Annotated in this window: 24 protein-coding genes, 1 tRNA gene and 1 pseudogene; 12 read left to right on the forward strand and 14 right to left on the reverse strand. The window is 66.2% G+C overall.

The annotated features are described in order from the left end of the window. Nucleotides 1–281: 281 nt before the first annotated feature. The 4 genes from ACCQ09_RS20210 (at nucleotide 282) to ACCQ09_RS20225 (ending at nucleotide 4778) form a co-directional block, all read left to right on the forward strand. The gene (locus tag ACCQ09_RS20210) at nucleotides 282–971 is read left to right on the forward strand and encodes an ABC transporter ATP-binding protein (protein WP_011038986.1); all 690 of its coding nucleotides are present in this window, start codon (nucleotides 282–284) and stop codon (nucleotides 969–971) included. 12 nt (nucleotides 972–983) lie between these two features. Next, complete coding sequence (locus ACCQ09_RS20215) at nucleotides 984–2144, forward strand: ABC transporter permease (RefSeq protein WP_040942006.1); 1161 nt, start codon at nucleotides 984–986, stop codon at nucleotides 2142–2144. 13 nt (nucleotides 2145–2157) lie between these two features. Beyond that, nucleotides 2158–3477, forward strand: coding sequence for an ABC transporter permease (locus ACCQ09_RS20220; RefSeq protein WP_040942007.1), 1320 nt, complete (start codon nucleotides 2158–2160; stop codon nucleotides 3475–3477). A gap of 182 nt (nucleotides 3478–3659) precedes the next feature. Beyond that, the gene (locus ACCQ09_RS20225) at nucleotides 3660–4778 is read left to right on the forward strand and encodes an alpha/beta hydrolase family protein (protein ID WP_040942008.1); all 1119 of its coding nucleotides are present in this window, start codon (nucleotides 3660–3662) and stop codon (nucleotides 4776–4778) included. A gap of 155 nt (nucleotides 4779–4933) precedes the next feature. On the opposite strand, the gene rarD is transcribed toward ACCQ09_RS20225, so the two are convergent. Together rarD and yedA are read right to left on the reverse strand one after the other, a co-directional pair. After that, nucleotides 4934–5842 (reverse strand): EamA family transporter RarD, encoded by a 909-nt coding sequence (gene rarD, locus ACCQ09_RS20230; RefSeq protein ID WP_040942009.1) that lies wholly within the window; start codon nucleotides 5840–5842, stop codon nucleotides 4934–4936. Continuing rightward, complete coding sequence (gene yedA, locus ACCQ09_RS20235; RefSeq protein WP_040942010.1) at nucleotides 5839–6741, reverse strand: drug/metabolite exporter YedA; 903 nt, start codon at nucleotides 6739–6741, stop codon at nucleotides 5839–5841. Before yedA ends, rarD begins: the two co-directional genes overlap by 4 nt. A gap of 122 nt (nucleotides 6742–6863) precedes the next feature. Here yedA and ACCQ09_RS20240 point away from each other — a divergent pair, with 122 nt between their 5' ends. After that, nucleotides 6864–7247: a Rap1a/Tai family immunity protein gene (locus ACCQ09_RS20240; protein ID WP_016944600.1), complete on the forward strand. Its 384-nt coding sequence runs from the start codon at nucleotides 6864–6866 to the stop codon at nucleotides 7245–7247. A 127-nt stretch (nucleotides 7248–7374) separates the two neighbouring features. Here ACCQ09_RS20240 and ACCQ09_RS20245 read toward each other — a convergent pair. From ACCQ09_RS20245 to rocF, 7 genes and pseudogenes are all read right to left on the reverse strand, one after another. Next, nucleotides 7375–9024, reverse strand: a pseudogene (locus tag ACCQ09_RS20245) (M28 family metallopeptidase); the annotation flags it as partial. Nucleotides 9025–9188: 164 nt separating this feature from the next. Further along, nucleotides 9189–10133, reverse strand: coding sequence for an MBL fold metallo-hydrolase (locus ACCQ09_RS20250; protein ID WP_068574725.1), 945 nt, complete (start codon nucleotides 10131–10133; stop codon nucleotides 9189–9191). An 83-nt stretch (nucleotides 10134–10216) separates the two neighbouring features. Beyond that, nucleotides 10217–11506: a tryptophan--tRNA ligase gene (locus ACCQ09_RS20255; RefSeq protein ID WP_029629069.1), complete on the reverse strand. Its 1290-nt coding sequence runs from the start codon at nucleotides 11504–11506 to the stop codon at nucleotides 10217–10219. Between the two features lie 159 nt (nucleotides 11507–11665). Then, complete coding sequence (locus tag ACCQ09_RS20260; RefSeq protein WP_011038998.1) at nucleotides 11666–11875, reverse strand: CsbD family protein; 210 nt, start codon at nucleotides 11873–11875, stop codon at nucleotides 11666–11668. 232 nt (nucleotides 11876–12107) lie between these two features. Further along, on the reverse strand, nucleotides 12108–12242 hold the full coding sequence (locus ACCQ09_RS20265; RefSeq protein ID WP_011270059.1) for an entericidin A/B family lipoprotein: 135 nt from the start codon (nucleotides 12240–12242) through the stop codon (nucleotides 12108–12110). A 76-nt stretch (nucleotides 12243–12318) separates the two neighbouring features. Continuing rightward, nucleotides 12319–12471 (reverse strand): entericidin A/B family lipoprotein, encoded by a 153-nt coding sequence (locus ACCQ09_RS20270; protein WP_011038999.1) that lies wholly within the window; start codon nucleotides 12469–12471, stop codon nucleotides 12319–12321. A gap of 110 nt (nucleotides 12472–12581) precedes the next feature. After that, on the reverse strand, nucleotides 12582–13505 hold the full coding sequence (rocF, locus tag ACCQ09_RS20275) for an arginase (protein WP_011039000.1): 924 nt from the start codon (nucleotides 13503–13505) through the stop codon (nucleotides 12582–12584). Between the two features lie 313 nt (nucleotides 13506–13818). Here rocF and ACCQ09_RS20280 point away from each other — a divergent pair, with 313 nt between their 5' ends. The 5 genes from ACCQ09_RS20280 to tmk all read left to right on the forward strand — a co-directional run bounded on the left by ACCQ09_RS20280 (nucleotide 13819) and on the right by tmk (nucleotide 17299). Next, nucleotides 13819–14280, forward strand: a complete 462-nt coding sequence (locus ACCQ09_RS20280; protein ID WP_011039001.1) for a roadblock/LC7 domain-containing protein — start codon at nucleotides 13819–13821, stop codon at nucleotides 14278–14280. Between the two features lie 82 nt (nucleotides 14281–14362). After that, nucleotides 14363–14722: a roadblock/LC7 domain-containing protein gene (locus tag ACCQ09_RS20285; RefSeq protein ID WP_011039002.1), complete on the forward strand. Its 360-nt coding sequence runs from the start codon at nucleotides 14363–14365 to the stop codon at nucleotides 14720–14722. Between the two features lie 102 nt (nucleotides 14723–14824). After that, nucleotides 14825–15742: a hypothetical protein gene (locus ACCQ09_RS20290; protein ID WP_012439506.1), complete on the forward strand. Its 918-nt coding sequence runs from the start codon at nucleotides 14825–14827 to the stop codon at nucleotides 15740–15742. Continuing rightward, on the forward strand, nucleotides 15739–16281 hold the full coding sequence (locus ACCQ09_RS20295) for a GTP-binding protein (protein WP_012439507.1): 543 nt from the start codon (nucleotides 15739–15741) through the stop codon (nucleotides 16279–16281). The genes ACCQ09_RS20290 and ACCQ09_RS20295 overlap by 4 nt, the downstream gene beginning before the upstream one ends. 334 nt (nucleotides 16282–16615) lie before the next feature. Continuing rightward, nucleotides 16616–17299 carry a dTMP kinase gene (gene tmk, locus ACCQ09_RS20300; protein WP_228428218.1) on the forward strand — a complete coding sequence of 228 codons (684 nt, stop codon included), beginning with the start codon at nucleotides 16616–16618 and terminating at the stop codon, nucleotides 17297–17299. A gap of 290 nt (nucleotides 17300–17589) precedes the next feature. Here the strand turns inward: tmk and ACCQ09_RS20305 are convergent, their stop codons facing one another. Then, nucleotides 17590–18585 (reverse strand): helix-turn-helix domain-containing protein, encoded by a 996-nt coding sequence (locus ACCQ09_RS20305; protein ID WP_228428220.1) that lies wholly within the window; start codon nucleotides 18583–18585, stop codon nucleotides 17590–17592. 54 nt (nucleotides 18586–18639) lie between these two features. Here ACCQ09_RS20305 and ACCQ09_RS20310 point away from each other — a divergent pair, with 54 nt between their 5' ends. Beyond that, on the forward strand, nucleotides 18640–19068 hold the full coding sequence (locus ACCQ09_RS20310) for a YybH family protein (protein ID WP_040942014.1): 429 nt from the start codon (nucleotides 18640–18642) through the stop codon (nucleotides 19066–19068). 107 nt (nucleotides 19069–19175) lie between these two features. Continuing rightward, a complete protein-coding gene (locus tag ACCQ09_RS20315; RefSeq protein ID WP_011039008.1) occupies nucleotides 19176–19565 on the forward strand; it encodes a nuclear transport factor 2 family protein in 390 nt (129 codons plus the stop codon). A gap of 60 nt (nucleotides 19566–19625) precedes the next feature. Here the strand turns inward: ACCQ09_RS20315 and ACCQ09_RS20320 are convergent. The 4 genes from ACCQ09_RS20320 to birA form a co-directional block, all read right to left on the reverse strand. Beyond that, a tRNA-Thr gene (locus ACCQ09_RS20320) sits at nucleotides 19626–19701 on the reverse strand. Nucleotides 19702–19734: 33 nt separating this feature from the next. Further along, entirely contained in the window at nucleotides 19735–20520 is a 786-nt protein-coding gene (locus ACCQ09_RS20325) for an SPOR domain-containing protein (protein WP_011039009.1), read from the reverse strand. 10 nt (nucleotides 20521–20530) lie between these two features. Beyond that, nucleotides 20531–21259, reverse strand: coding sequence for a type III pantothenate kinase (locus ACCQ09_RS20330; protein ID WP_011039010.1), 729 nt, complete (start codon nucleotides 21257–21259; stop codon nucleotides 20531–20533). After that, nucleotides 21256–22221, reverse strand: a complete 966-nt coding sequence (birA, locus tag ACCQ09_RS20335) for a bifunctional biotin--[acetyl-CoA-carboxylase] ligase/biotin operon repressor BirA (RefSeq protein WP_011039011.1) — start codon at nucleotides 22219–22221, stop codon at nucleotides 21256–21258. Before birA ends, ACCQ09_RS20330 begins: the two co-directional genes overlap by 4 nt. Nucleotides 22222–22227 lie beyond the last annotated feature (6 nt).

Here is a 22227-nt window from a genome sequence, read left to right on the forward strand (position 1 = left end):
CTCTAAGCAGGCGCAACCTGGTTGCAGCGCAGCGCTGCGGGGTTTGTCGAAATCAGCAGCTGCCGAACGTCGTGTGCTGTGTGTCTTGCTGTGTCGTGCCCGCCGTTGAATTGCTGGATCGCGCTGTGCGCCGTGTTTGCCGTTGTGGCGCTGCATCGCGGCCGCTGTGCGGAATAGCGGCCGGCCGCTGCCCGTAGCCGCGGTGTTGCACCGTCGTCCTGCCATGCGTTGTCGCTTTGCCTTGCCGTTCCATTCCCGCCATTGCCCCGTCAGGAACCGTCATGACCGCCCTTGTCACCCTGCGCAACATCACCAAGACCTACCAACGCGGCCCGGAAAAAGTGCAGGTGCTGCACGGCATCGACATGGAAATTGCCCGCGGCGATTTCGTCGCCATGATGGGGCCCTCCGGCTCCGGCAAGACCACCCTGCTCAACCTGATCGGCGGGCTGGACACGCCCAGCGGTGGCGAGATCGAGATCGAAGGCGAGCGCATCGATCGCATGAGCGGCGGCCAGCTCGCCACCTGGCGCAGCCACCATGTCGGCTTCGTGTTCCAGTTCTACAATCTGATGCCGATGCTCACCGCGCAGAAGAACGTGGAGCTGCCGTTGCTGCTCACCTCGCTCAACGCCGCCCAGCGCAAGCGCAATGCCGAGATCGCCCTGACCCTGGTCGGCCTGCAGGAACGCCGCAACCACAAGCCCAGTGAATTGTCCGGCGGCCAACAGCAGCGCGTGGCGATTGCACGCGCAATCGTGTCCGACCCCACCTTCCTGATCTGCGACGAACCCACCGGCGATCTGGACCGCCACAACGCCGAGGAAATCCTGCGCCTGCTGCAGGAACTCAACCGCGAACACGGCAAGACCATCGTGATGGTCACCCACGACCCGAAGGCCGCCGAATACGCCACCCATACCATCCACCTGGACAAGGGTGAGCTGGCCGACGCGCCACTCGCGCTGTAAAGGAGCGCTGCCATGAAGTATCTCTCGCTGGTGTGGGCGCAACTGTTCCGCAGCAAGACGCGCACCTTGCTGACACTGCTGTCGGTGGTGGCGGCGTTCCTGTTGTTCGGCATGCTCGATTCGGTGCGCGTGGCGTTTACCTCCGGCGGCAATGTCAGCGGCGTGGACCGGCTGGTGGTGGCCTCGCGGCTATCGATCACCCAATCGCTGCCGATCCGCCTGGAAAACCAGATTCGCAGCGTGCCAGGCGTGCGCGATGTGACCTCGGCGATGTGGTTCGGCGGCATCTACCAGGACCCGAAGAATTTCTTCCCGAACTTTTCGGTGGCGCCGAACTTCTTCGATGTCTACAGCGAATACCAGTTGCCCAAGGACCAGCTCAAGGCCTTCCAGACCACGCGCACCGGCGCGGTGGTCGGCGAGTCGCTGGCCAAGCAATTCGGCTGGAAGATCGGCGACACCATTCCACTGCAGGCCACCATCTTCCCGCGCAGCGGTAGCAACGATTGGCCGCTGCAACTGGTCGGTATCTTCCGCATGAAGGACCGCACCGTGGCAGCCAACCAGGAACGCCAGTTGATGATGAACTGGAAATATTTCGACGAATCCAACGACTACATCAAGAACCAGGTGAGCTGGTACACGGTGACCTTGCGCAGTGCCGACCAGGCCTCGCGCGTGGCGTTGGCGATCGATGCGTTGTCGGCCAACTCCGATCATGAAACCAAGTCGCAGACCGAATCAGCGTTCCAGCAGGCGTTCCTCAAGCAGTACGCCGACATCGGTTTGATCGTCACCTCGATCATGGCCGCAGTGTTCTTCACCTTGCTGCTGCTGACCGGCAACACCATGGCGCAGGCGGTGCGCGAGCGCATTCCGGAACTGGCCACGCTCAAGACGCTGGGATTCCAGGACCGCACCGTGCTGACGTTGGTGATGGTCGAATCGGTGTTGCTGATTGGCCTGGGCGGGTTGATCGGCATGGGGCTGTCGGCGTTGGTGATTCCGATGGTGGCCGCGCGTAGCGGTGGCCTGATGCCGACACAGACGGTGCCGCTGCAGACCTGGTTGGTCGGCCTGGGCCTGATGGCCGGGATCGGCATCGTGGTGGGTGTGCTGCCGGCGTTACGCGCGCAGCGCTTGAAGATCGTCGATGCCCTCGCCGGCCGCTGACAGGAGCACGCAGATGCAAAGCAAATGGAAGAACCGTCTGGTCAATCTGCTGTCGGTGGTGCTGCTGGCAATCGGCCTGGCTGCGTGGATCGCCTTGCCATGGACGTTGTTGCTGCCGATCGCCGCGCTGTTGGCGGTGTGGTTGGTGGTCACACGCAGCGGCCGGCTGTCGCTAGCGGCGGCACGCATCGGCATTGCGACGTTGCCGCAACGCTGGGGCTCCAGCTCGGTGATCGTGGTCGGCATCGCCGGTGTGGTCGGGGTGCTGGTGGCGATGCTGGCGATGGGCCAAGGCTTCCAGGCCACGCTCAACAACACCGGCGACGACAGCACCGCCATTGTGCTGCGCGGCGGCTCGCAAGCAGAAACCAACTCGGTGATTACCCGCGATCTGGTGCCGTTGATCAGCAACCTGCCCGGCATTGCGACCGATGCCAACGGGCGCCCGCTGCTGTCGCCGGAATTGGCGCAGGTGGTCAACATCGCCTCCAAATCCGATGGCACCGACGTCAACGCGCAATTGCGCGGGGTGGGTGAACAGGCCTGGGCGGTGCACACCAAGGTCAAGTTGGTGCAGGGCCGCCACTTCACGCCCGGCCTGCGCGAGATCGTGGTCGGCAAGGGCGCGTTGAATCAGTTCCGCGGGCTGGAACTGGGCAAGACGCCCACCCTGGGCAGCCAGCAGTGGACGGTGGTGGGCGTATTTGCGTCCGGCGATGCGCACGACTCGGAGATGTGGACCGACGCGCAGACCCTGGCCACCACCTACAACCGCAGCGCCTATCAGTCGATTACTGCGCGCACCGCCGGTAAACCGGGGTTTGCACAGTTCAAAGCCGCCATGGCGGCCGATCCACGGCTCAAGCTGGATGTGGACACCACCCGCGCGTACTACGGCAAGCAGGGCGGCGGCTTGAACAAGTTGATCAGCATCCTGGGCACGGTGATCGGCGCGATCATGGCGGTGGGCGCGGTGTTTGGTGCGCTCAACACCATGTATGCCGCCGTGGCCACGCGGGCGCGCGAGATCGCCACCATGCGCGCGATCGGCTTCCGCGGGGTGCCGGTGATCATGGCGCTGATGCTGGAAACCATGCTGCTCGCCTTGCTCGGCGGCCTGCTGGGCGGGCTGATCGCCTGGGCAGTGTTCAACGGCTACACCGTCTCCACGCTGGGCAACAACTTCAGCCAGGTGGTGTTCCAGTTCAAGGTGTCGCCGGAGCTGCTGTGGAGCGGGCTGAAGTGGGCGCTGGGCATTGGGCTGGTGGGCGGGCTGTTCCCGGCATTGCGCGCGGCGCGCTTGCCGATCACCACGGCATTGCGCGAGGTGTGAGGCGGGCGGCTGTCCGCCGGAATTGGGGAGTGGGGATTGGGAATGCATGACAGCCAGGGCAAACCATCTGGCTGCAGCTGAACGCCGGGCGGGCTGTCATCGTTTTGTCACCGCACTGCGGTAGATGCACGCGCCCGACAGGCCGTAGTCTGCTCGGCCGCTTCGCCCTTCGATGCATTGCCATGACGCGCCTGCTCCTGCTGGCCTGCGCCTGCCTTTGGCTGGCCGGCTGTTCCTCGTCCTCCACCTCGCTGAGCGAGCGCCTGGTCGCGCCCGGTGGCACCTCGCCGTTGCTGGACGAAGAGCGCATTGCCGCCACCATCGCCAGCGTGCCCAGCCGCAGCGGGCACGTGGTCACCCGCGATCAGGTGCCGATCTTCTGGCGCGCGATCGACCCGGGCCAGTACGCCATGCGCTACCGCTACCGCGGCCAGCGGCATGACCCGGCGCATGCGCTGGACGTGGATTTCAGCTTTACCGCGCCCACTGCGGCCGCGCCGGCCACACCGCGCGGCACCGTGGTGCTGCTACACGGCTGGATGATGGATGGCGACTCGCTGCTGCCGTGGTCGTTGGAGTTGGCGCAGGCCGGCTACCGCGTGGTCACCATCGACCTGCGCAACCACGGCCATTCCGGCGGTGGCCCGTCCGGCTACGGCACGCGCGAGTCCGACGACGTCATCGATGTGATCAATGCGCTGCAGCCGCGCGGCGAGATCCAGGGCCCACTGTACCTGTTCGGGATTTCCTACGGCGCGGCCACCGCGCTGTTCACCGCCGACAAACTGGGCGACCGCGTGGCCGGCGTGGTGGCCATGGAATCCTTCGCCAATGCCGGGCGCGGCATTCGCGACATGGTGCCGCACCTGCTCGCCAGCCAGCCCAACGGCTGGCGTGGTCAGGCGGTGGCGGCGTATGCGCGCTGGCGCTACGGCGGCCAGGACATCGATGCGGTGATTGCCGCGGCAGACACGCAATTGCAGCTGGATCTGGACCATGTCGACGTCACCCAGGCATTGGCCGCCACGCGCAGCTGCGTGCTGCTTTTGCATGGCGATGCCGATCAGCACATTCCGGTGGCGCATGGCCGTGCCCTCGCCCTGGCCAGCCCGCGCGCGCACTACCTCGAGCTGCACGACGAAGACCATCTGAGCCTGCCGTTGCGCCTGGACCTGCTGGCGCAGCCGATCGATGCCTGGCTGACGCAAACGCAACAGGACCGCGGCACTTGCCCAGCCCCGCAGGCACTGCCGGCCTCCACACTTGCTGTCGCGGCGGCTGCAATGCCGCCGCGTAGCTGATCGCAGGTAAGCCGTCGCTTCAGATCACTGCGCGGCGGCACGCAAGCGCGCGTAGCGAAACCAGATCGCACATCGAGTCCCGCACGCGCAGGTGCATCAAGCACACGACCACATTCCGCGCGCACTCTCACACCTGCATGCCACACGCTCCGCGTTCAGCGCGACGCCGCAGGCCTGCGCGCACGCCACACGCTGTCACCGACGAACAGCAACAAGCCCAGCCAGATCGCGGCAAATCCAATCGCACGGCCCTGGTCGAACGGCTCATGGAAGAACCACACGCCCAGCAGCAGCTGCAGGCTCGGCGCGATGTATTGCAGGATGCCCACCAGCGACAGCGGAATGCGCCGCACACCGTAGGCGAACCCGATCAACGGCAAGGCCGTGACCACGCCGCCGAAGATCAGCATCGCATCGGTGCCCAGGCTCCAGCTGCCGATAAAACCGCCGCCGTGGCCGTACTCGCCCCAGCCCACCAGCAGCAGTGCCGGCATGAACAGATACACGCTTTCCACGCCCAGGCCGGCCACCGGATCCACCGCCACCAGTTTGCGCAGCAAGCCATACAACCCGAACGAACTCGCCAGCCCCAACGCGATCCACGGCGGCGCGCCCGCATCGAGCGTCAGCCACAGCACGCCCAGCGCCGCGCATGCCACCGCCACCCATTGCAGGCGCCGCAGGCGCTCTTTCAACACCACCACGCCCAGCAGCACGCTCAGCAGCGGGTTGATGAAGTAGCCCAGGCTGCTTTCGATCACATGCCCGGCGTTGATCGCCCAGATATACAGGCCCCAGTTGAAGGCAATCGCCACGCTGCTGCCGGCCAGCATCGCCAGCGCGCGCGGCTGCGCGGCGATCGTGCGCCACCAGCGCAAGCCGGAGGTGGCCACCAGCCACGCCACCACCAGCAGCGCACTCCAGACGATGCGATGGCCAATGATCTGCAGCGACGGCACCGCCTTGAGCACATGCCAATACAGAGGAATCACGCCCCACAACACGAAGGTGGACGCGGTGATCAACAACCCGCGGCGCGCTTCGACCGGCGACACCGCGCTCATCGGCGCGCCTTGGCAAGCGTCACCACCAGCACGCCGCACAGGATCACCGCCATCGCGCCGATATCGTGCGCACTGAAACGTTCGTGGCCAAGCCAGGCGCCCAGGCTCACCGCAATCACCGGGTTGACGTACGCATAGCTGCCGGCCAGCGCCGGGCGCACGTGATGCAACAGCCACACGTACGCGGTGAACGCCACGATCGAGCCGAACACGCACAGGTAGGCCACCGCCAGCAGGCCCTGCGTGGTGGGCCAGGCGTGCGGGCGTTCGCCCAGCAACAGGCCGGTGCTCACCAGCAACACGCCGCCGCACAGCATCTGCCCGGCGGCGGTCATGAACGGGGTCGGCAGATCACGCCCGCGCGACCACACCGAGCCGAACGCCCAGCCGATCGGCGCGATCAGCAACAACACCAGCCCGCCCGGCGTGGAGGTCAGGCTGCTGCCGGCATTGAGCCAGACCACGCCAAGAAATCCGATCACGATGCCCAGCCATTCGCCGCGGCTGGCGTGCTGGCCGCGCAACGCGCCGAACAAGGCCATCCACAACGGCACCGATGCCACTGCGGTCGCCGCCAGGCCCGACGACACACTGCGCTCGGCCAGCACCACCATGCCGTTGCCCAACAGCAACAGTGCCGCGCCCATGAACGCCACATGCGTCCATTGCGCGGGTGTCGGTGCGGCCACGCCACGCCAGCGCAGCACCGCATACAACAGCGTGCCGGCAACGATGAAGCGCGCGCCGGACACCATCGTCAGCGGTTGCGCGCCGCCGGCCAGGGCGAAGCGGATCACCAGGTACGTCGAGCCCCACACCACGTAGACCAGCAGCAGCGCGAGAACGACCAGCCCGTTGCGCGCAGGCGCAGGCGCGGCAGCGTTGTGAGAGGAAGACATCGGACATGCCAAGTGCAGCGGAAGCTTCAATTCTAGAGCACCTGCACACGCCCACGTGCCGCATGCGCTCGCCTGCCGCGCGCGTTATGGTGCCTACCGACTCTCATCACGATGGAATGCTTATGCAGCGTCGCATCCCCTTGCTGGCCCTGGCCGCCCTGAGCCTGCTCTCCACCACTGCAGCGGCGCGCACGCCCGAGCCGTGGGAACTCACCGGGCAGGCGCTGATCGATGCCGGACTGGACGGTTCGCTGGCACCGGAAATCGACGCACCCGGGCAGCCCGAACTCAAGGTCATGGTCTCGGCCAGCCGCGCCGGCGCGTACGTGCTCGGCGTCGCCAGCACCGGCTATCGCACCAAGTGGTGCATGCCCGCAGGCAAGGCCGGCCCGCCAGACTTGCAGGCGATCATTGCCGATCTTGCGGCGCTGCCGTTGAAGCGTCTGGAAGAACCCGCTCCCGGCTTGATCCTGCAGGCGCTGGCCAAACGCTACCCGTGCCGCTGAGGGTCAGATTGCTTGGGCACTGCCGCAATCCTTCGGCGGCGTGCGCGATGCAGCTGAAGGTGCATCTGCACTCAGCGACGCCCGGGCCTGACCACCGCGCCGGGCACCTGCACCACGCAGCGCTTACTTTGCGCGCCGCATCGCTTTTGCTGCGGATCGCCTTGAATTCCGAACCGTCCTGCCAGCTCGGCCATTGGCGGTTGTTGGCCAGCGCCACACCCACGTCGTAAACCAGCGTGGTGTCGGCCGCATGGCCGCTGGCATCCCACTGCGGGGTCCAGCGATCGCAGGGCTGGTGATAGCACTGCGCAAAGTAGGTATCGCGCAGCGCCTTGCCGGCAGCCACACCACCGTCGAGCATGTCCAGGCCCGGGCCTGCGGTGATCGCCGGCACACCCATGCGGGCAAACGCGAAATGATCGGCGCGGTAGAAGAAGCCCGCTTCCAGATTCGGGTCCGGCGAATACGTGCGCCCACGCGCCTTGGCCGCCTGTTCCAGATCGCCCTCCAGCGAGACCCGCCCACGGCCCCACGAGGCGATGTCGCGGGTCGGGCCATTCGGGCTGAACATCTCCATGTTGAGCACCGCCACGGTCTTGTCCAACGGCGCCAGCGGATGTGCCGCGTAGTAGTTGGCACCCAGCAGGCCCTTCTCTTCGGCAGTCAACGCAATGAAGTACAGCGTGCGCTGCGGTCTGGGGCCGGCGGCGAATACGCGCGCCAGTTCCAGCACGCTGGCCACGCCGGTGGCGTTGTCCACCGCACCGCGCCGGATCGTGTCGCCGCTTGCATCGGCCTTGCCAACGCCAAACGCATCCCAGTGCGCGGAGAAGATCACCGTCTCATCCGGATGTTGGCTACCGGTGAGCTTGCCCACCACGTTGTGGGTCACCACCCGCTCGCGCTTGAGCTTGAAGTCTACCGACAGGCGCGCATCGCCCAGCGCGATCGGTGCGAAGTCGCGCTGCTGCGCACGCTGCTTGGCCTGCTCGAAATCCAGGCCGGCGCGCTGGAACAACGATTCCGCCAACGCACGCTGCATCCAGCCACGTACCGACACGTGCTGCGCGCGGGCGTCGGCATCGCTGCGTTCGATATCGAACAGCGGCGACAGGCCGGAGCTCTGCACCGTGGCCCAGCCATACGCGGCCGGCGCGGTCTCGTGCACGATCAACACACCGGCCGCGCCGCGGCGCGCGGCTTCTTCGTACTTGTAGGTCCAGCGGCCGTAGTAGGTCACCGCCTTGCCGTCGAACGCGCCCGGCTGCGGCGTATCGAAGTCGGCATCGTTGATCAGCACCACCGCGATCTTGCCGCGCAGGTCCACGCCCTTGTAGTCGTCCCACTGCCGTTCCGGCGCGCTGATGCCGTAGCCCACGAACACCAGCGGTGCATTCTTCAATGCCACCGTGTCGATCGGCCGCAGGCTCTGCAAGGTCACATCGGTGCCGTTGACCAGAGATTGGTCCTTGCCGCCCACATGCAACGTCGCGCGGACCGGCCCATCCACCTGCGCACGCACCAGCGGCACCGCCTGGGTCCACCCGCCCTGCTCGCCACCGGGCTGCACCCCTGCGGCCTTGAATTGCTCGACCAAATAATCCACGGTGCGCTGCTCGCCGGTGCTGGCCGGTGCACGCCCTTCAAAATCGTCGGACGCCAGCAGGCGCACATGCCGCGACAGCGCTTCGGCATCGATCCCGCCGCCGGGCAGATCGTTGGCGGCCTGCGCCACGCCTCCCACAAACAGGCAGGCGGACAACAGCAGGATGCGCATCGGATTCACGGCGTGGCCTTGCAACTCAAAGATGACCAACAGTTTACAAAGCGCGCGCGCAAAACCGTAGCGCTGTGTTGCTGCGTGATATGGGCAAGCGTGCTGCGCAGTGATTCGCACGCGGTTGCCGCCACTTGCAGCGCAACCACACGCCATACGCTGCCTCAGCCCGCGCGCACCGGCCGGTCCAGCCAGCAGGCCAATCCCTGCGCATTGAGTTCGATATCGGTGGCCAGCAAGTGCTCCACCGCGGCATCGTCCAATGGGCAGCCATGCTGGCGTGCGCGCTCCAGGTAGAGCGCGGTCAATGCGGCCACCAGGCAGCGATGGCGGTCGGCACGCTCGGCACAGCCGTGCGCGATCTCGGTCATCGCATGGATCTGCTGCACCAGCGCCTGCGCCAATCGCTGCGGATGGGTCACGCGACCATAGTGGGTGAGATACATCGCCTCTGGCGCCATTGCCATCAGCCGTGCGATGGACTGCAGCATGGTGTCGGGCTCGAACTGCACCGGCGATGAGGTCGGCAGGATGAAGGCGCCCTGCGCGCTATCGAGCTGGCGATACGACAAACCGAAGGTGTCGCCGGTGAACCAGCTGCGGCTGCGCGCATCCCACAGGCACAGGTGATGCCGCGCATGCCCGGGCGTGTCGATGCACTGCAACGCACGTGTACCCAACAGCAGCGTGTGCCCGTCCGGTGCCTGCACCACGCGTTCGGCCGGCACCGGCAGGATCTCGCCATAACTGCGCGCCAGCGCTTCGGCGCCATAGACGGCGGTGGCGCCGGCAATCAGACGCGCCGGATCGATCAGATGCGGCGCACCGCGCGGATGCACCAGCACGCGCGCATTGGGCAGGTGCTGCAGCAAGGCACCGGCGCCGCCAGCATGATCCAGGTGCACGTGGGTCAGGATCAACCACTCCACCTGCGCCGGCGTCAGCCCGCCATGAGTCAACGCCGCCAACATGTGCGGCACCGACAGACTGGTGCCGCAATCGACAAATGCGCCGCGTTGTTCGTCGACGATCAGGTAGGCGGCATCGAAGTTCGCGCCGCCAAAGCCGGTGTCGATGGTCTGGATGCCATGCTCGACGGGTTCTGTCATGCCCACCACACGATTGCCATGCGCAGCCTCAAGTGTAGACGCGTGCGCAGCGGGCCGCTGTGGACCACGTCAAGCGGCGACAATCACGCCTCGCGCAGCGCGCGCAATGCGGCAAGCACCGGCGCCGCATCGGCGGGCAGCTGCACACCCGGCAGTTGCAGCTGGGTGGTGTCTTCGGCCTGTTTCAAGCGCGCAATCAGCTGGCCCGCCTCGCGCGGCGATGCAAAGCCATCGCTCTGCAACAGCAAGGTGCCGGCCGCGTCGTGCAACTTGAAATAGAACTGGCCATCGCTCTCGCGGTATTGCTTGAATACCGGTAATGCAGCCTTGACCGCCGTCGCCGGACCCACCGCGCTGGCCTGGCTGGACAGATCGCGCAAGCCCACCGCATCGCGCAGTTGCGCCAGCAACGGCGTGGCATAACGGGCACGCAGGCGCGCACCGCCGGCACGCAGCGTCGCCTCGATCTTGGCCGGCTCGGCCATCAATGCCTCATAGCGTGCGCGCAGCGGTGCGATCTCCAGATCGATGCGTTCGAACAGCTGCTGCTTGGCATCGGCCCAGCTGATGCCATCGGCAAAGGCCTGTGCAAACGCAGCGGTTTCCTGCGGCGTGGCGAAGGCCTGGTACAGCTGGAACAGCGCCGAGCCCTGCGTGTCCTTGGCCTCGCCCGGCGCACGCGAGTCGGTCAGGATCGAGAACACCAATTTGCGCAATTCCTCGCGCGGGGCGAACAGCGGAATGGTGTTGTTGTAGCTCTTGCTCATCTTGCGGCCATCCAGGCCCGGCAAGGTGGCCACCTGCTCATCGATCACCGCATCGGGCAGGGTGAAATAGTCCTGCCCATACACATGGTTGAAGCGCTGCGCGAAATCGCGCGCCATCTCGATGTGCTGGATCTGGTCGCGCCCCACCGGCACCTTGTGCGCATTGAAGATCAGGATATCGGCGGCCATCAGCACCGGATACATGAACAATCCGGCGGTGACTCCGGCGTCTTCGTCCTCGCCCTCGGCGCGGTTCTTGTCCATCGCCGCCTTGTAGGCATGCGCGCGGTTGAGGATGCCCTTGCCGGCCACGCAGGTCAGTAGCCACATCAATTCGGTGGTCTCCGGCACATCGGACTGGCGGTAGAACCACACCTTGTCCGGATCCAGGCCACATGCCAGCCAGCTGGCTGCGATTTCCAGCGTGGAGCGCTGCGTCCGCGCCGGGTCCTGCGCCTTGATCAGGCTGTGCAGGTCGGCCAGGAAGTAGAAGCTCTCGGCATCGGTGGCCGTGCTGGCCTGGATGGCCGGGCGGATCGCACCGACGTAGTTGCCCAGGTGCGGTGTGCCGGAGGGAGTGATGCCGGTAAGAACGCGAGTGGTCATCTGCATAGGCCAGGGAATCAGCCTGCAAGTTTAACGGTTCCGCGCCAGGGCATCCGTTAGCGCCTGGCGCCGTTGCCGCGTACAACGAAAGACGGGCCGCAGTGCGGCCCGTCCCTTGCACACGCTGCTCAGCCGATGGGCGAGCGGGCACGGCGTGCCTTAGCGGTCGTCGCGCAGCGACTTCTCGAAGGCGCGCACCTCGGTCTGGGCGCGATCACGGTCCCAGCCATAGCGCTCCTGGAGCTTGCCTTGCAGGTATTCCGCATTGCCTTCGGCCACCTTGAAATCGTCGTCGGTGAGGTCGCCCCACTTGGCCTGCATCTGGCCTTTGAGCTGGGTCCACTTGCCGGAAATGATGTCAGTGTTCATTGCGATTCTCCGCTGCTTGCGGCCGCGATTGACCGTGGTGCCAGCTTGATTCTGGCCGCGTTCGGCACAGGTCAAAAGATGTCGAGCGCGCACTCACCGCGATGAACGGTTGCCATCGCAACGGCGTGCGACGGAGGTGCCTGCACCCGCACATAGCGCCGCGCGCCATTGCGTCATCCACAAAAAAAACGGGCCTTTCGGCCCGTTTTTGTTCACCGATGCAGCAAGTGGATCACTTGCGCGCGGCGTCTTCCACCTTCTCGCCAGCGCCCTGCACGTCCTTGCCGGCACCTGCGACGGTGTTGCAACCCGCCAGCATTCCAACCGACAACATCGACAGCACCAACAATGCAATTGCACGCTTCATAAACTCACTCCTTCATAGGCACGCGGCGGTCGCCGCAGATCAATCAAGACCAACCAAACAGATCAAACAAAACCGATTAGCACTTACCGTCGCTGCATTTGTCGGCGGTCTTCTCGACCTTGTCACCCGCACCCTGCATGTCCTTTCCGGCACCAGCCATGGTGTTACAGCCAGTCATCATGCCGGCCGAGAACAGGCCCAGCACCATCAGTGTCAGCAGTCGCTTCATTTGGTCTTCCTCGGTTCCGCGTCCGGTGCCGATGCACCCCGCTTGGCGCCAAATCTGACTGCGCGACCGTGGATTTGATGTGAACGCCGGGCCAGACGTTCAGGCACCGATCAATCTCGCATCAGCGTCGACTTGCCGAACAGGCTTTCCACCAGATCCACCGCCAGCTCGGCGGTGGCGTTGCGGTTGTCTAGCACCGGATTGAGCTCCACGATATCCAGCGACCCCATTCGCCCGGTGTCGGCGATCATCTCCATCACCAGCTGGGCCTCGCGGTAGTTCGGCCCACCCGGCACGGTGGTGCCTACGCCCGGCGCAATGCTGGGGTCCAGGAAGTCCACATCGAAGCTCACATGCAGGTGGGTATCGGCGCTCATGCCTTGCAGGGCCGCTTCCATGGTGCGCTTCATGCCGGCTTCGTCGATGTAGCGCATGTCGTAGACGTCGATGCGGTGCTGCTTGATCAGGCGCTTCTCGTCCGGGTCCACCGAGCGGATGCCGATCTGCCGGATCTGCTCGGGCAACACGGCGGGCGCGCTGCCGCCCAGGTGGGTCAGCGCCTGCGGGCCAAGGCCGCACAGGCAGGCCACCGGCATGCCGTGCACGTTACCGGACGGGGTTACCTCGCTGGTATTGAAGTCCGAATGCGCATCCAGCCACAGCACCCGCAGCGGGCGATGCTGCTCGCGGCAGTACTTGGCCACCGCGGTGATCGAACCGATGCCCAGGCAATGGTCGCCGCCCAGCATGACGGGCATGCGGCCTGCGCACAGCTGTGCGTAGCTGGCGTCCATCAACGCCTGGTTCCAGGCCACCACCTCGTCCAGATGCCGGTACCCGGCCTGCGGTGCCTGCCACGGATTGCGCGGGCCATCCAGATTGCCCAGGTCACGCACCTCGACGCCGCGCCCGACCAAGGCCTCCTGCAGCCCGGCGATGCGCAATGCCTCCGGCCCCATCCGGGCACCACGGTGGCCGGCACCGATGTCGGTGGGCACGCCAATCAGGGAAACCGGCACGTACTGCGTTGCCATGCATTGCTCCAGCATCGGGAAAGCCGCGCAGTCTAGTCGTCGCATCGCGCAACTACGCGCGGCAGCGCAGCACGGCACACCGCTTGCATCGTGGTGCGCAGTCGTCATGACTGCCGTGAGCACCGTCATAAGTGACGTTGCGGGGCAGTTTGTGGCACGCGCAGCTTTGCGGACTGTGCTTGTCTGACCGCACAGTTAAGAAGCTGAGGCCGGTATGACTTTGCCCTCATATGCCGATGGTATCGTTCGCCCGCCAGCGCAGGACCGGTGTCACTTATTCGCGCAGGCCGTTCGCAACAGGGGGAAAATTTTCATGCCGCACAACGCCGTCAACCAGGTCGTCAAGGCTGCCGTGGGCGAAGTCGCGCGGGCGTCGCATCAGTACGACCTGCAGCGCATCGGGCGCGAATTTGCGCAGACCATCGAGCGCGAACCGGGGATCCGGCTGCTGATGTTGTCCACCGCCGACGGGCGCGCGATCACCGAGCAATCCAGCCTCGACGCCGATGGCCGCCGGCTTGCCGCCATGGCCAATTCGTTTTTGACGCTGGGCGAGACGCTGGCGCGCGAATCGGGCCTGAGCGAAGCCGATTACGCCACCATCAGCACCCGTGGCGGGCAGTTGGTGCTGATCCGCATCCGTGCCGACAAACCGTTGACGCTGACCGCCGTGGGCGCCAGCGATCTCAATGCCGCCGCGCTGCTGTTCAACGCACGCGATTGCGCGGGCCGGCTGGCCACGGTGCTGGCAACCCCACCGCCGGCCGCCGCGTAGCAGTGCTCGCTTGGCACTGTTCGTGCTTGCGTGTGCGCACGGCATCCGCCCACTCATTTCTCAACGCTGGTAAGGACGACTCGTGTCAAAACTCAATCTGGAACAACTGCATTCGCTGGCCGGTTTCGTTGGCGCCGCGCTGGTCGATAGCGACAGCGGCATGGCGCTGGGCATGACCGGCGGCACCGAGCTCAACCTGGAACTGGCTGCGGCCGGCAACACCGAAGTAGTGCGCGCCAAGCGCCGCATCGCCGAACAGCTGGGCTTGAACGACACCATCGAAGACATCCTGATCACCCTGAGCAAGCAGTACCACCTGTTGCGCCCGCTGGAAAGCAACGGCGCGCTGTTTCTGTACGTGGTGCTGGACCGCGCCAAGGCCAACCTGGCCATGGCACGTCACGAACTGAAGGCGTTCGAGAAGACCCTCGACTTCGGTTGATCGGTTGATCGTTAAAGAACGGCGCCACTGCGCCGTTGCTATTGGCCTGCCGGCGCCCGCCGGCAGGCGTTGCTGCCTCGATGCGCCGCCAGGCGCCAGATCATGACCACACCCATCCACACCATGCGGGTCGCCACGGCCGGCCTGGACCTGCTGCACACCACGCGCCTGAAACTGGCCTGCTCGCTGCTGCTCGCCGAACGCATCGACGTGCAGCTGGGCGAGTGGCCCGAGCACGCCGCCGATGTGGTGGTGCTGGGTCTGGAAAGTGCCGATGGCCTGGCCGCGTGGCAGGCCTTGCAAGGCCAGCCGGTGCGGGTGTTGGTGGTGTCGCGCACGCCGGTGGCGGGCGCATGGCTCAAGCACGGTGCCACCGTGCGCGAACTCAACGAACAATTGCGCCTGCTGCTGTCCTCGCCACAGCACGCGCCGGCCGCCGAGCCGGCGCTGTTGCTGCGCCATTGCCGCGGCGAATTCGGCACCGATGCGGTGGTGCTGCAGCAAGCGCAGCTGCGCGTCCGTGTAGACCCGGGCAATGGCTGGCTGGAGTTGCCCGCCTCGCTGCCGCTGGCTGCCTTGGTGGCTGCGCTGGATCGCCCCGATTGGCAACGCGCAATGGGCGACATCGGCACCACCGCCACCCGACGCATCTCGCTGGAAGCGCTGTATTTCGCCTTGCCCGAACACCTGCGCCCGGCACTGCCGGCGGTGGAACCGGGCCACGCGCTGCAACTGCGCCAATGGCCGGAACTCAGCGCCGATACCAGCACGCCGTCACAGTTGCTGGCCATCGCGCACCTGCATGCCCGGCCGTGGCGCCCGCAGGCGCTGGCCAATGCTTGCAAGCTGCCGCTGCAAACGGTGGAATGCCTGTTCGCCGCCGCGCTGGCCAGCGGCCTTGCCCAGACAGCGGAGATTGCCGTGCCGTCCACGCCGCGTCGTCAGAACAGCAGCAATTCCCGGTTCTTTTCCTGGGTTGCACGTCGGTTCGGTCTCACCCTCTCCCAGGCACAGTCATGAGTCTTCCGGCCAACAAATTGGTGTTCGTGGGCGGCATGGGCGCGGGCAAGACCACCGCGGTGCGTGCGATCTCCGACGTGGAGCCGGTCAGCACCGAAATGCCGCTGAGCCAGGATGCCTACGGCGACAAGACCTACACTACCGTGGCGCTGGACTACAGCTCGATCGAGCTCGAAGACGGCGAGCTGCTGCACGTCTACGGCGTGCCCGGCCAGAAATACCTGGATTTCATGTGGCCGCTGGTGTGCGACGGCGCCCTGGGCGTGATCGTGCTGACCAGCGCACGCGATACGCAGATGCGCGACACCACGCTGGAGCTGCTGCGCGAATTTTCGCGGATTGCGCCAGAGGCCAGCCTCGCCGTTGGCGTCACCATGACCGACGAAGTGCAGGAATTTCTGCTGCCGCCGTTCCGCGAGGCGCTGGTGGTCGAAGGCTTCCGCATCCCGGTCATGCGTGTGGATGCGCGCTCGGCCACCCAGATCACCTTCCTGGTGAAAACGCTGCTGTCCTATCGCTACACCTCCGCGCCGGTCTGAGCGGAAGGTGGCCGTGCGCAATCAACGCGCACACAAAGTGAGTCAAGGAATCCGGTCACGACGGTGCCTGCAGAGGGCGTCACGCGGGGGATGCCGCCTCTAGGGTGGCGGCGACGCGTCCTTCATCCTTGAAGTCAGTAAAGCGTCGCTCAAACGCTACACGATTGAGCACCGTGCCTGACTTGTTCAGTATGACAACCGGGCACGAGCGGCGGCATCGGGACATTCCTGACACATACGGCGGCGAATGCTGCATGCGCTTGTCGGTGCACTGACCAGCACGCGACTGCACGCAGCAATCGGCGGATTCAGGGGGATCGGCTAAAGTAGCGTGATGACTATCGAACTCACGCCAGGCGGCTTGTTGATCGCGATCGAAGGGATCGACGGAGCCGGCAAGACCACCCTCGCCAGGAGCCTGGCCACACTGTTGGAGCAGGCCGGCGCGCGCGTCGTGCTGAGCAAGGAGCCGACCAACGGCCCCTGGGGCACACAGCTGCGGCAGTCGGCCGCCACCGGGCGGCTGAGCGCCCAGGACGAGGTCGACCTGCTGCTCCGCGACCGCCGCGAGCATGTGGAAGCCTTGATCGCCCCGGCGCTGGCGCGCGGAGAGATCGTGATCCTGGACCGTTATTTCCCGTCCATGGTTGCCTACCAGGGCGCCGCCGGCCTGCCGCTGGATGCGCTGCTAGCCGCCAACGATTTCGCGCCGCGCCCGGACCTGCTGTTGCTGCTCGACCTGCCGCCGCCCACCGGCCTGGCGCGCATCCGCGCACGCGGCGATGCCCCCAATCATTTCGAAACCCAGGACAACCTGGAACGCTGCCGCGCGATCTTTGCGGCGCTGCAGCTGCCGGGCAAGCACGTCATCGACGCCAGCGTCGATGCGGACAGCGTGCTCCGCCAAGCCCACGCCGTCGTCGTTGCAGCACTGGCCGACCGCCTGCGCGTCGGTGCCACCCACACCGACGCCGAAAAGGCCGCGCTGGAACTGCTATCGGCCGGTCGCCCGGCCTGAGTTGCTGCGCGTACTGCGCGCAGACAACAACAAACTGCACAATGCGCTTTGCGCGTACGGCGCAACGTATGTAAAGGCCTCTCCTTGCGGGAGAGGAATTGGTGCGGCCAGCAAGATTTCCAGAAAACGCGCAATCTCACCGTGCGCCGCGGAAACTCCGACAATCAATGCAGAGGCTATTGCATAGCTTTCAGGGCTCAACCGCACACGATGCTGGCCATGTGTGACGCATCAGCCAGGCGGGCTTGAAGAACACAGCGCAGGCGACAGCGCGCTGCCGTGGCATGCAATCAATCCGCAAGCCGATAACGCCGCCGAAAGTCCGAAGGCGTGCACCCCACTTCGCGCCTGAAAAACTTGTTGAAGTTGGTCGCTTCATCGAAGCCCAGCTTCTCTGCGATGGCAGCAACCGGCATCGACGTGTGCACCAGCAGGCGCTTGGCTTCCAAATTGATGCGTGCGGCAATGAAGGTCTTTGCGGTGGTGCCCATTGCCGATCGCACTGCGCGCGCCAGGCTCTTTTCCGTGCACCCAAGGCGATCGGCATAGTCCGCGACCTGATGCCACTGTGCGTGGCGGTCTTCGACCAGCTGCTGAAACCGGTGAAAACGTCGCAGCGCCGCAGACACTGCAACATCCCGCACTTGGGTACGACCGTGCAAAATGCTCAGCCGCGTCAGCAGCGCATGCAGCTGATGGCGCAACAGCGCATGGACGTCCTCTTGCGGGGCCAGCATCAGCGTGTCCTCGCGCATTTGCGCGATCACATCGGTCAGCCGCTTCAGATCATCGCCACCGAGCAGCACATGATCCGGCAACGTGCCCAGATCGAAGGCGAGCTTCAAATCGCCCGGCGTTGTCGCTGCCGGCAGCACGAACTCCTGGCGAAAGATCACATTCCAGCCATCCCAGTCGTCCTTGACGCCATAGCTGTGCGCCTGGCCGGGCCGCACGATCAGGAGCGAGCCAGGCGCGCAGGCGATGGCCTTGAAGTCGACCAGCTGGGTGCACTCGCCATGGGTCACACACAACAGGGTATGGAATCCGTAGCGGTGCGTTGCCTGCACTTCCTCCCTGGTCGCACGGGTTCGCAAATCGGCAACCGTGAAGACTTCCAGGTCGAGACGATAGGGATCTGCGGGCTGGTAGGCCAGATGCAGGATCTGGGAGGTCGCCTGCGCCGCCGCAGCGCGTGCGCGTCTGGTCGTCGTCATTGGCGTAGGCTCTTCAAAACATGTCCGCAAATGATCAGCATGTGTCCACTCTGGACCGCTCGGGCTGGCCAATCAAGTCCAATAATCACTCCTACACCACGTCCCGCCTGATTGAGAAGACCGACCATGAGAGTCGATATTGCAGAGATCACCCAGGCCATTCTGGCCGTGGACGACGGCATCAACGAACGCTGGAACCGCGGCGACGTCGATGGCGCACTGGAGGTCTACAGCGACGACGTGTCGTATTTCGCCCCCCTCACCGAGTTGCGTCTGGACGGCCACGCCGCGGTGGAGGCGTATTTCCACAAAGTGTTTGAGGGCAAGCTCAAGATCCTGCGCAACGACTACCTCCACCCGGTCGTGATGGTCAGCGATGGCGGCGACATGGCCGTGCTGCGCAACATCGTGAGCGACGGCCAGGGCGGTGAAAAGCCGGGCACTCCGTGGAATTCGACGCAGGTCTTTCGCCACATCGAAGGACGTTGGCGCGTGGTTCACGTCAATTGGTCGATCACCTTGCATCCGGGCGCCCTGCAAAGCCTGATGTCCTGACGGATCGCGGCAGATCGCACCGCTCTCTCCCACGACAGATCGGCCAGCCGGGCAGAAGCGCCGTCAAACCTTACGCTCCGACATTTCAACCAACCAAGGAAAGCACCATGAACACCATCGACATCGCCAAGTCCTACATCACCGCAATCCAGACCGGTGACCACGCAACGCTGGGCAGCATCATTTCGCCCGACGTGATCTGGCACCAGCCGGGTAACCATCAGTTCTCCGGCACCCACCGCGGCATGGCTGTCGTCGGGCCGATGTTGGGCAAGATGATGGAGGTCTCCAACGGCACCTTCGCCATCAGCCGTGCAGACGACTACATGGCCAGTGGCGACTGGGTGGCCATCACCCTGGAATTTTCCGGCCAGGCCAACGGCGTCACGCTCAAGCAAGCGGGCGTGGACCTGCTGCGCATCGAAGACGGCAAGATCGTCGAAGTCCGGCTGTTCTCGGCCGATCAAACCCAGGAAGATGCCTTCTGGGGACGCTGAACCACAGCGCGGCCAATGCCTGGAGACATGGACGTTTCCGGGATGCAGCGAAAGACCTTATGGTGCCGGCACCCGGATTCGAACTGGGGACCTACCGCTTACAAGGCGGTTGCTCTACCAACTGAGCTATGCCGGCAAAGGCCAAGCGCGTTGCGCGCCGGTGGGCATTCTAGCGCAGCGCGGTGCAGTCTAGCGATCGTTGCCGGCTCGCGCCCGCACTGCGCTGCAGGCTGGACACCGACGCACTGCTGCGCACGTCGATCCACCAGCGTGACTGGCCGGTGCCACTGGGCACCAGTTGCGCGGGAAAGCCGGCGCTGACCAGGCTGGCCTGGCGCCGCTCTGCACGCTCACGGCTCTGGTACTGCCCCAGCGCGATGCTGTTGTCCTCCCCCTGGGCAATGACGTAGTAATCGCCGATTCCGGCCGCAGCAATGCGCTTGACCAGCGCCTGCGCCGCGGCGCGGTCGCCGACATTCGGCAGCATTACCCGAAAGGTACTCACTCCCGCATCCTTGTCCTCGCGCACGCTGGTCCGGCTGGCCTGCCCGCGCAGTGCGGGCAAGGCCGCATCGGCTTCGGCACGCGCCGCATACGGCCCCAGGCTGGTACAGCGCTCGGCGGGTGCGGCAACGGCGGGCGGCGGGCTTGCGGCAACCGCCGCTGGGGTGACAGCGGCGGTTGCCGCCGGCGTGGGCGGTGGAGTGTTGTCCACCGCTGCGACAGCCGGCTGCGCTGCAGGGGCCGCCGGGGGCGGCACGGGCGCTGCTGCTGGCGCCACCGTGGCAACGGCGGGCGCGGCAGCGGTGGGCGGCGTGGGCAGCAGCTCCAGCCGCGCCACACCTGCCGGTTGCGACGGCGCCGCCGGCGGGACAGCCGCCGGTTGCAGTGCCCACCACAACGCCACGCCGGCGTTGAGGATGATCAGGACAACGATGAGTGCGCGTACGTACATGCGGCCGATTCTACGGCGCGGCCGAATGCGTCGCCCAGGTCGCCAGGCCGTCCAGCACCAGCGCGGCGCGGAACTCGGCCGTGGGCAGCAACGGCAGCAACGGCGGCGCGCCACCGCCGTGCACCAGCAAGCACACCGGCATGCCAAGGGTGCGCGCGGCGTGTTGCAGGCTGCGTTCGATCAAGGCCACCGCCGCGCCATCGCAGCCGGAGGTCAGCGCATCGTCGGTGTCGTTGGCCAGTTCGGCATAGGCGCCGCCGGTGGGCGGTAGCTGCACGGCGCGCGCATGCAGCGCCTCGCGCATTGTGGTCGGCGAGGCAGCGATCCGCCCGCCGTGATGCTGGCCGTCTGCGCCCAGCACGTCGATGGTCAGCGCGGTGCCGACCCCGGCCACCAGCACCGGCGCATCACCGCGCGCGCCGAGCAGGGCCAGGAAGCGGTCCACCCCGAACCGGCTCGGGTCGGCATAGGCAATCCGCACGCCGGCACAGGCAGCGGCGGTGCGCACCACCCGCACCTGCTCAAAGCGCGTGCGCAGGCTGGCCAGCACGCGCTCGGTCAGGCCCGCGGCGGCCACGCTGGCCACGTGCGCAACCTTGCCCGACGGCAGCGCCGACAACGCGGCGGTATCCATTGCCTCGGCCCCGTGCGCCCAGGCCTGCACATCGCCGGCGCGAGTGCCGTCCAGCGGCGCGTATTTGAAACGCGAATTACCCAGGTCGAACAGCCACTCACTCATGCAGGTCTCACGCTCACTTCTCCGGAGTGGAACAGGCGCACATCGCTGCCGATCTGCACACGCAGCGCGCCATCGGCCGCCAGGCCAAGCGCGGTGCCGCGGTGCAGGCTGCCGGCTTCCTCCACCTGCACCGCGCGCCCGCTCAGCAGGTCCAGCGCGGCATAGCGGCTCAGGAACGGGGCCAGCCCCTGCGCCTCGAACAACGCCAGCGCCGGGATCAGCCCGGACAGCACGGCCGCCACCATCTGGTCGCGCGACACCGGCCGGCCGGCCAGGGTATCCAGGTCTACCCAGGGCTGGTCGATGCTGGCAGCCGCAGCCGGCGGCATGTGCACATTCAACCCCAGCCCGATCACCGCGCGCGCATTGCCGGCCATCTCACCGCCGCCTTCGATCAACAGGCCGCCGAGCTTGCGCCCGCGGGCCAGCAGGTCGTTGGGCCACTTCAGCCCAACTTCGTTGAACCCGCAGCCGCGCAAGGCCTCGGCCACCGCCACCCCGACCGCCAGGCTCAACCCGGCCAGCTGCCCGAGCCCACCACTGAAGCGACGCGATGCCGACAGGTACAGGTGCGCGCCCAACGGCGAAGCCCATTGCCGGCCCCGGCGACCGCGCCCGCCGGTCTGCCGCTCGGCCAACAGCACCGCCACGCCCTGCTCGGGCGCTGGCCGCGCCAGCAGGCTGGTGTTGGTGGAGTCCACGGTCCAGGCCAGCTCCAGCGCCGCCAGCCCGGCGGCGGCATCGGCTTGCAGGGCGGCGCGGATGCGCTGGGCGTCGAGCAGGTCCAGCGGCGCCGCAAGCTGGTAGCCCTCGCCGGCCTGGCCGTCGATCGCAACCCCGGCCGCGCGCAGGTTCTGAATGCGCTTCCACACCGCGGCGCGGGTCAGCCCGGCCTCGCGCGCCAGCGTGTCGCCGGAGAGCCGGCCAGTCGCAAGTTTGGCCAGCAACGCGCGGTCGTCCACGGCAAG

This window comes from Xanthomonas sp. NCPPB 2586 (assembly GCF_041475775.2).
In the GTDB taxonomy this organism is placed as follows: domain Bacteria; phylum Pseudomonadota; class Gammaproteobacteria; order Xanthomonadales; family Xanthomonadaceae; genus Xanthomonas; species Xanthomonas campestris.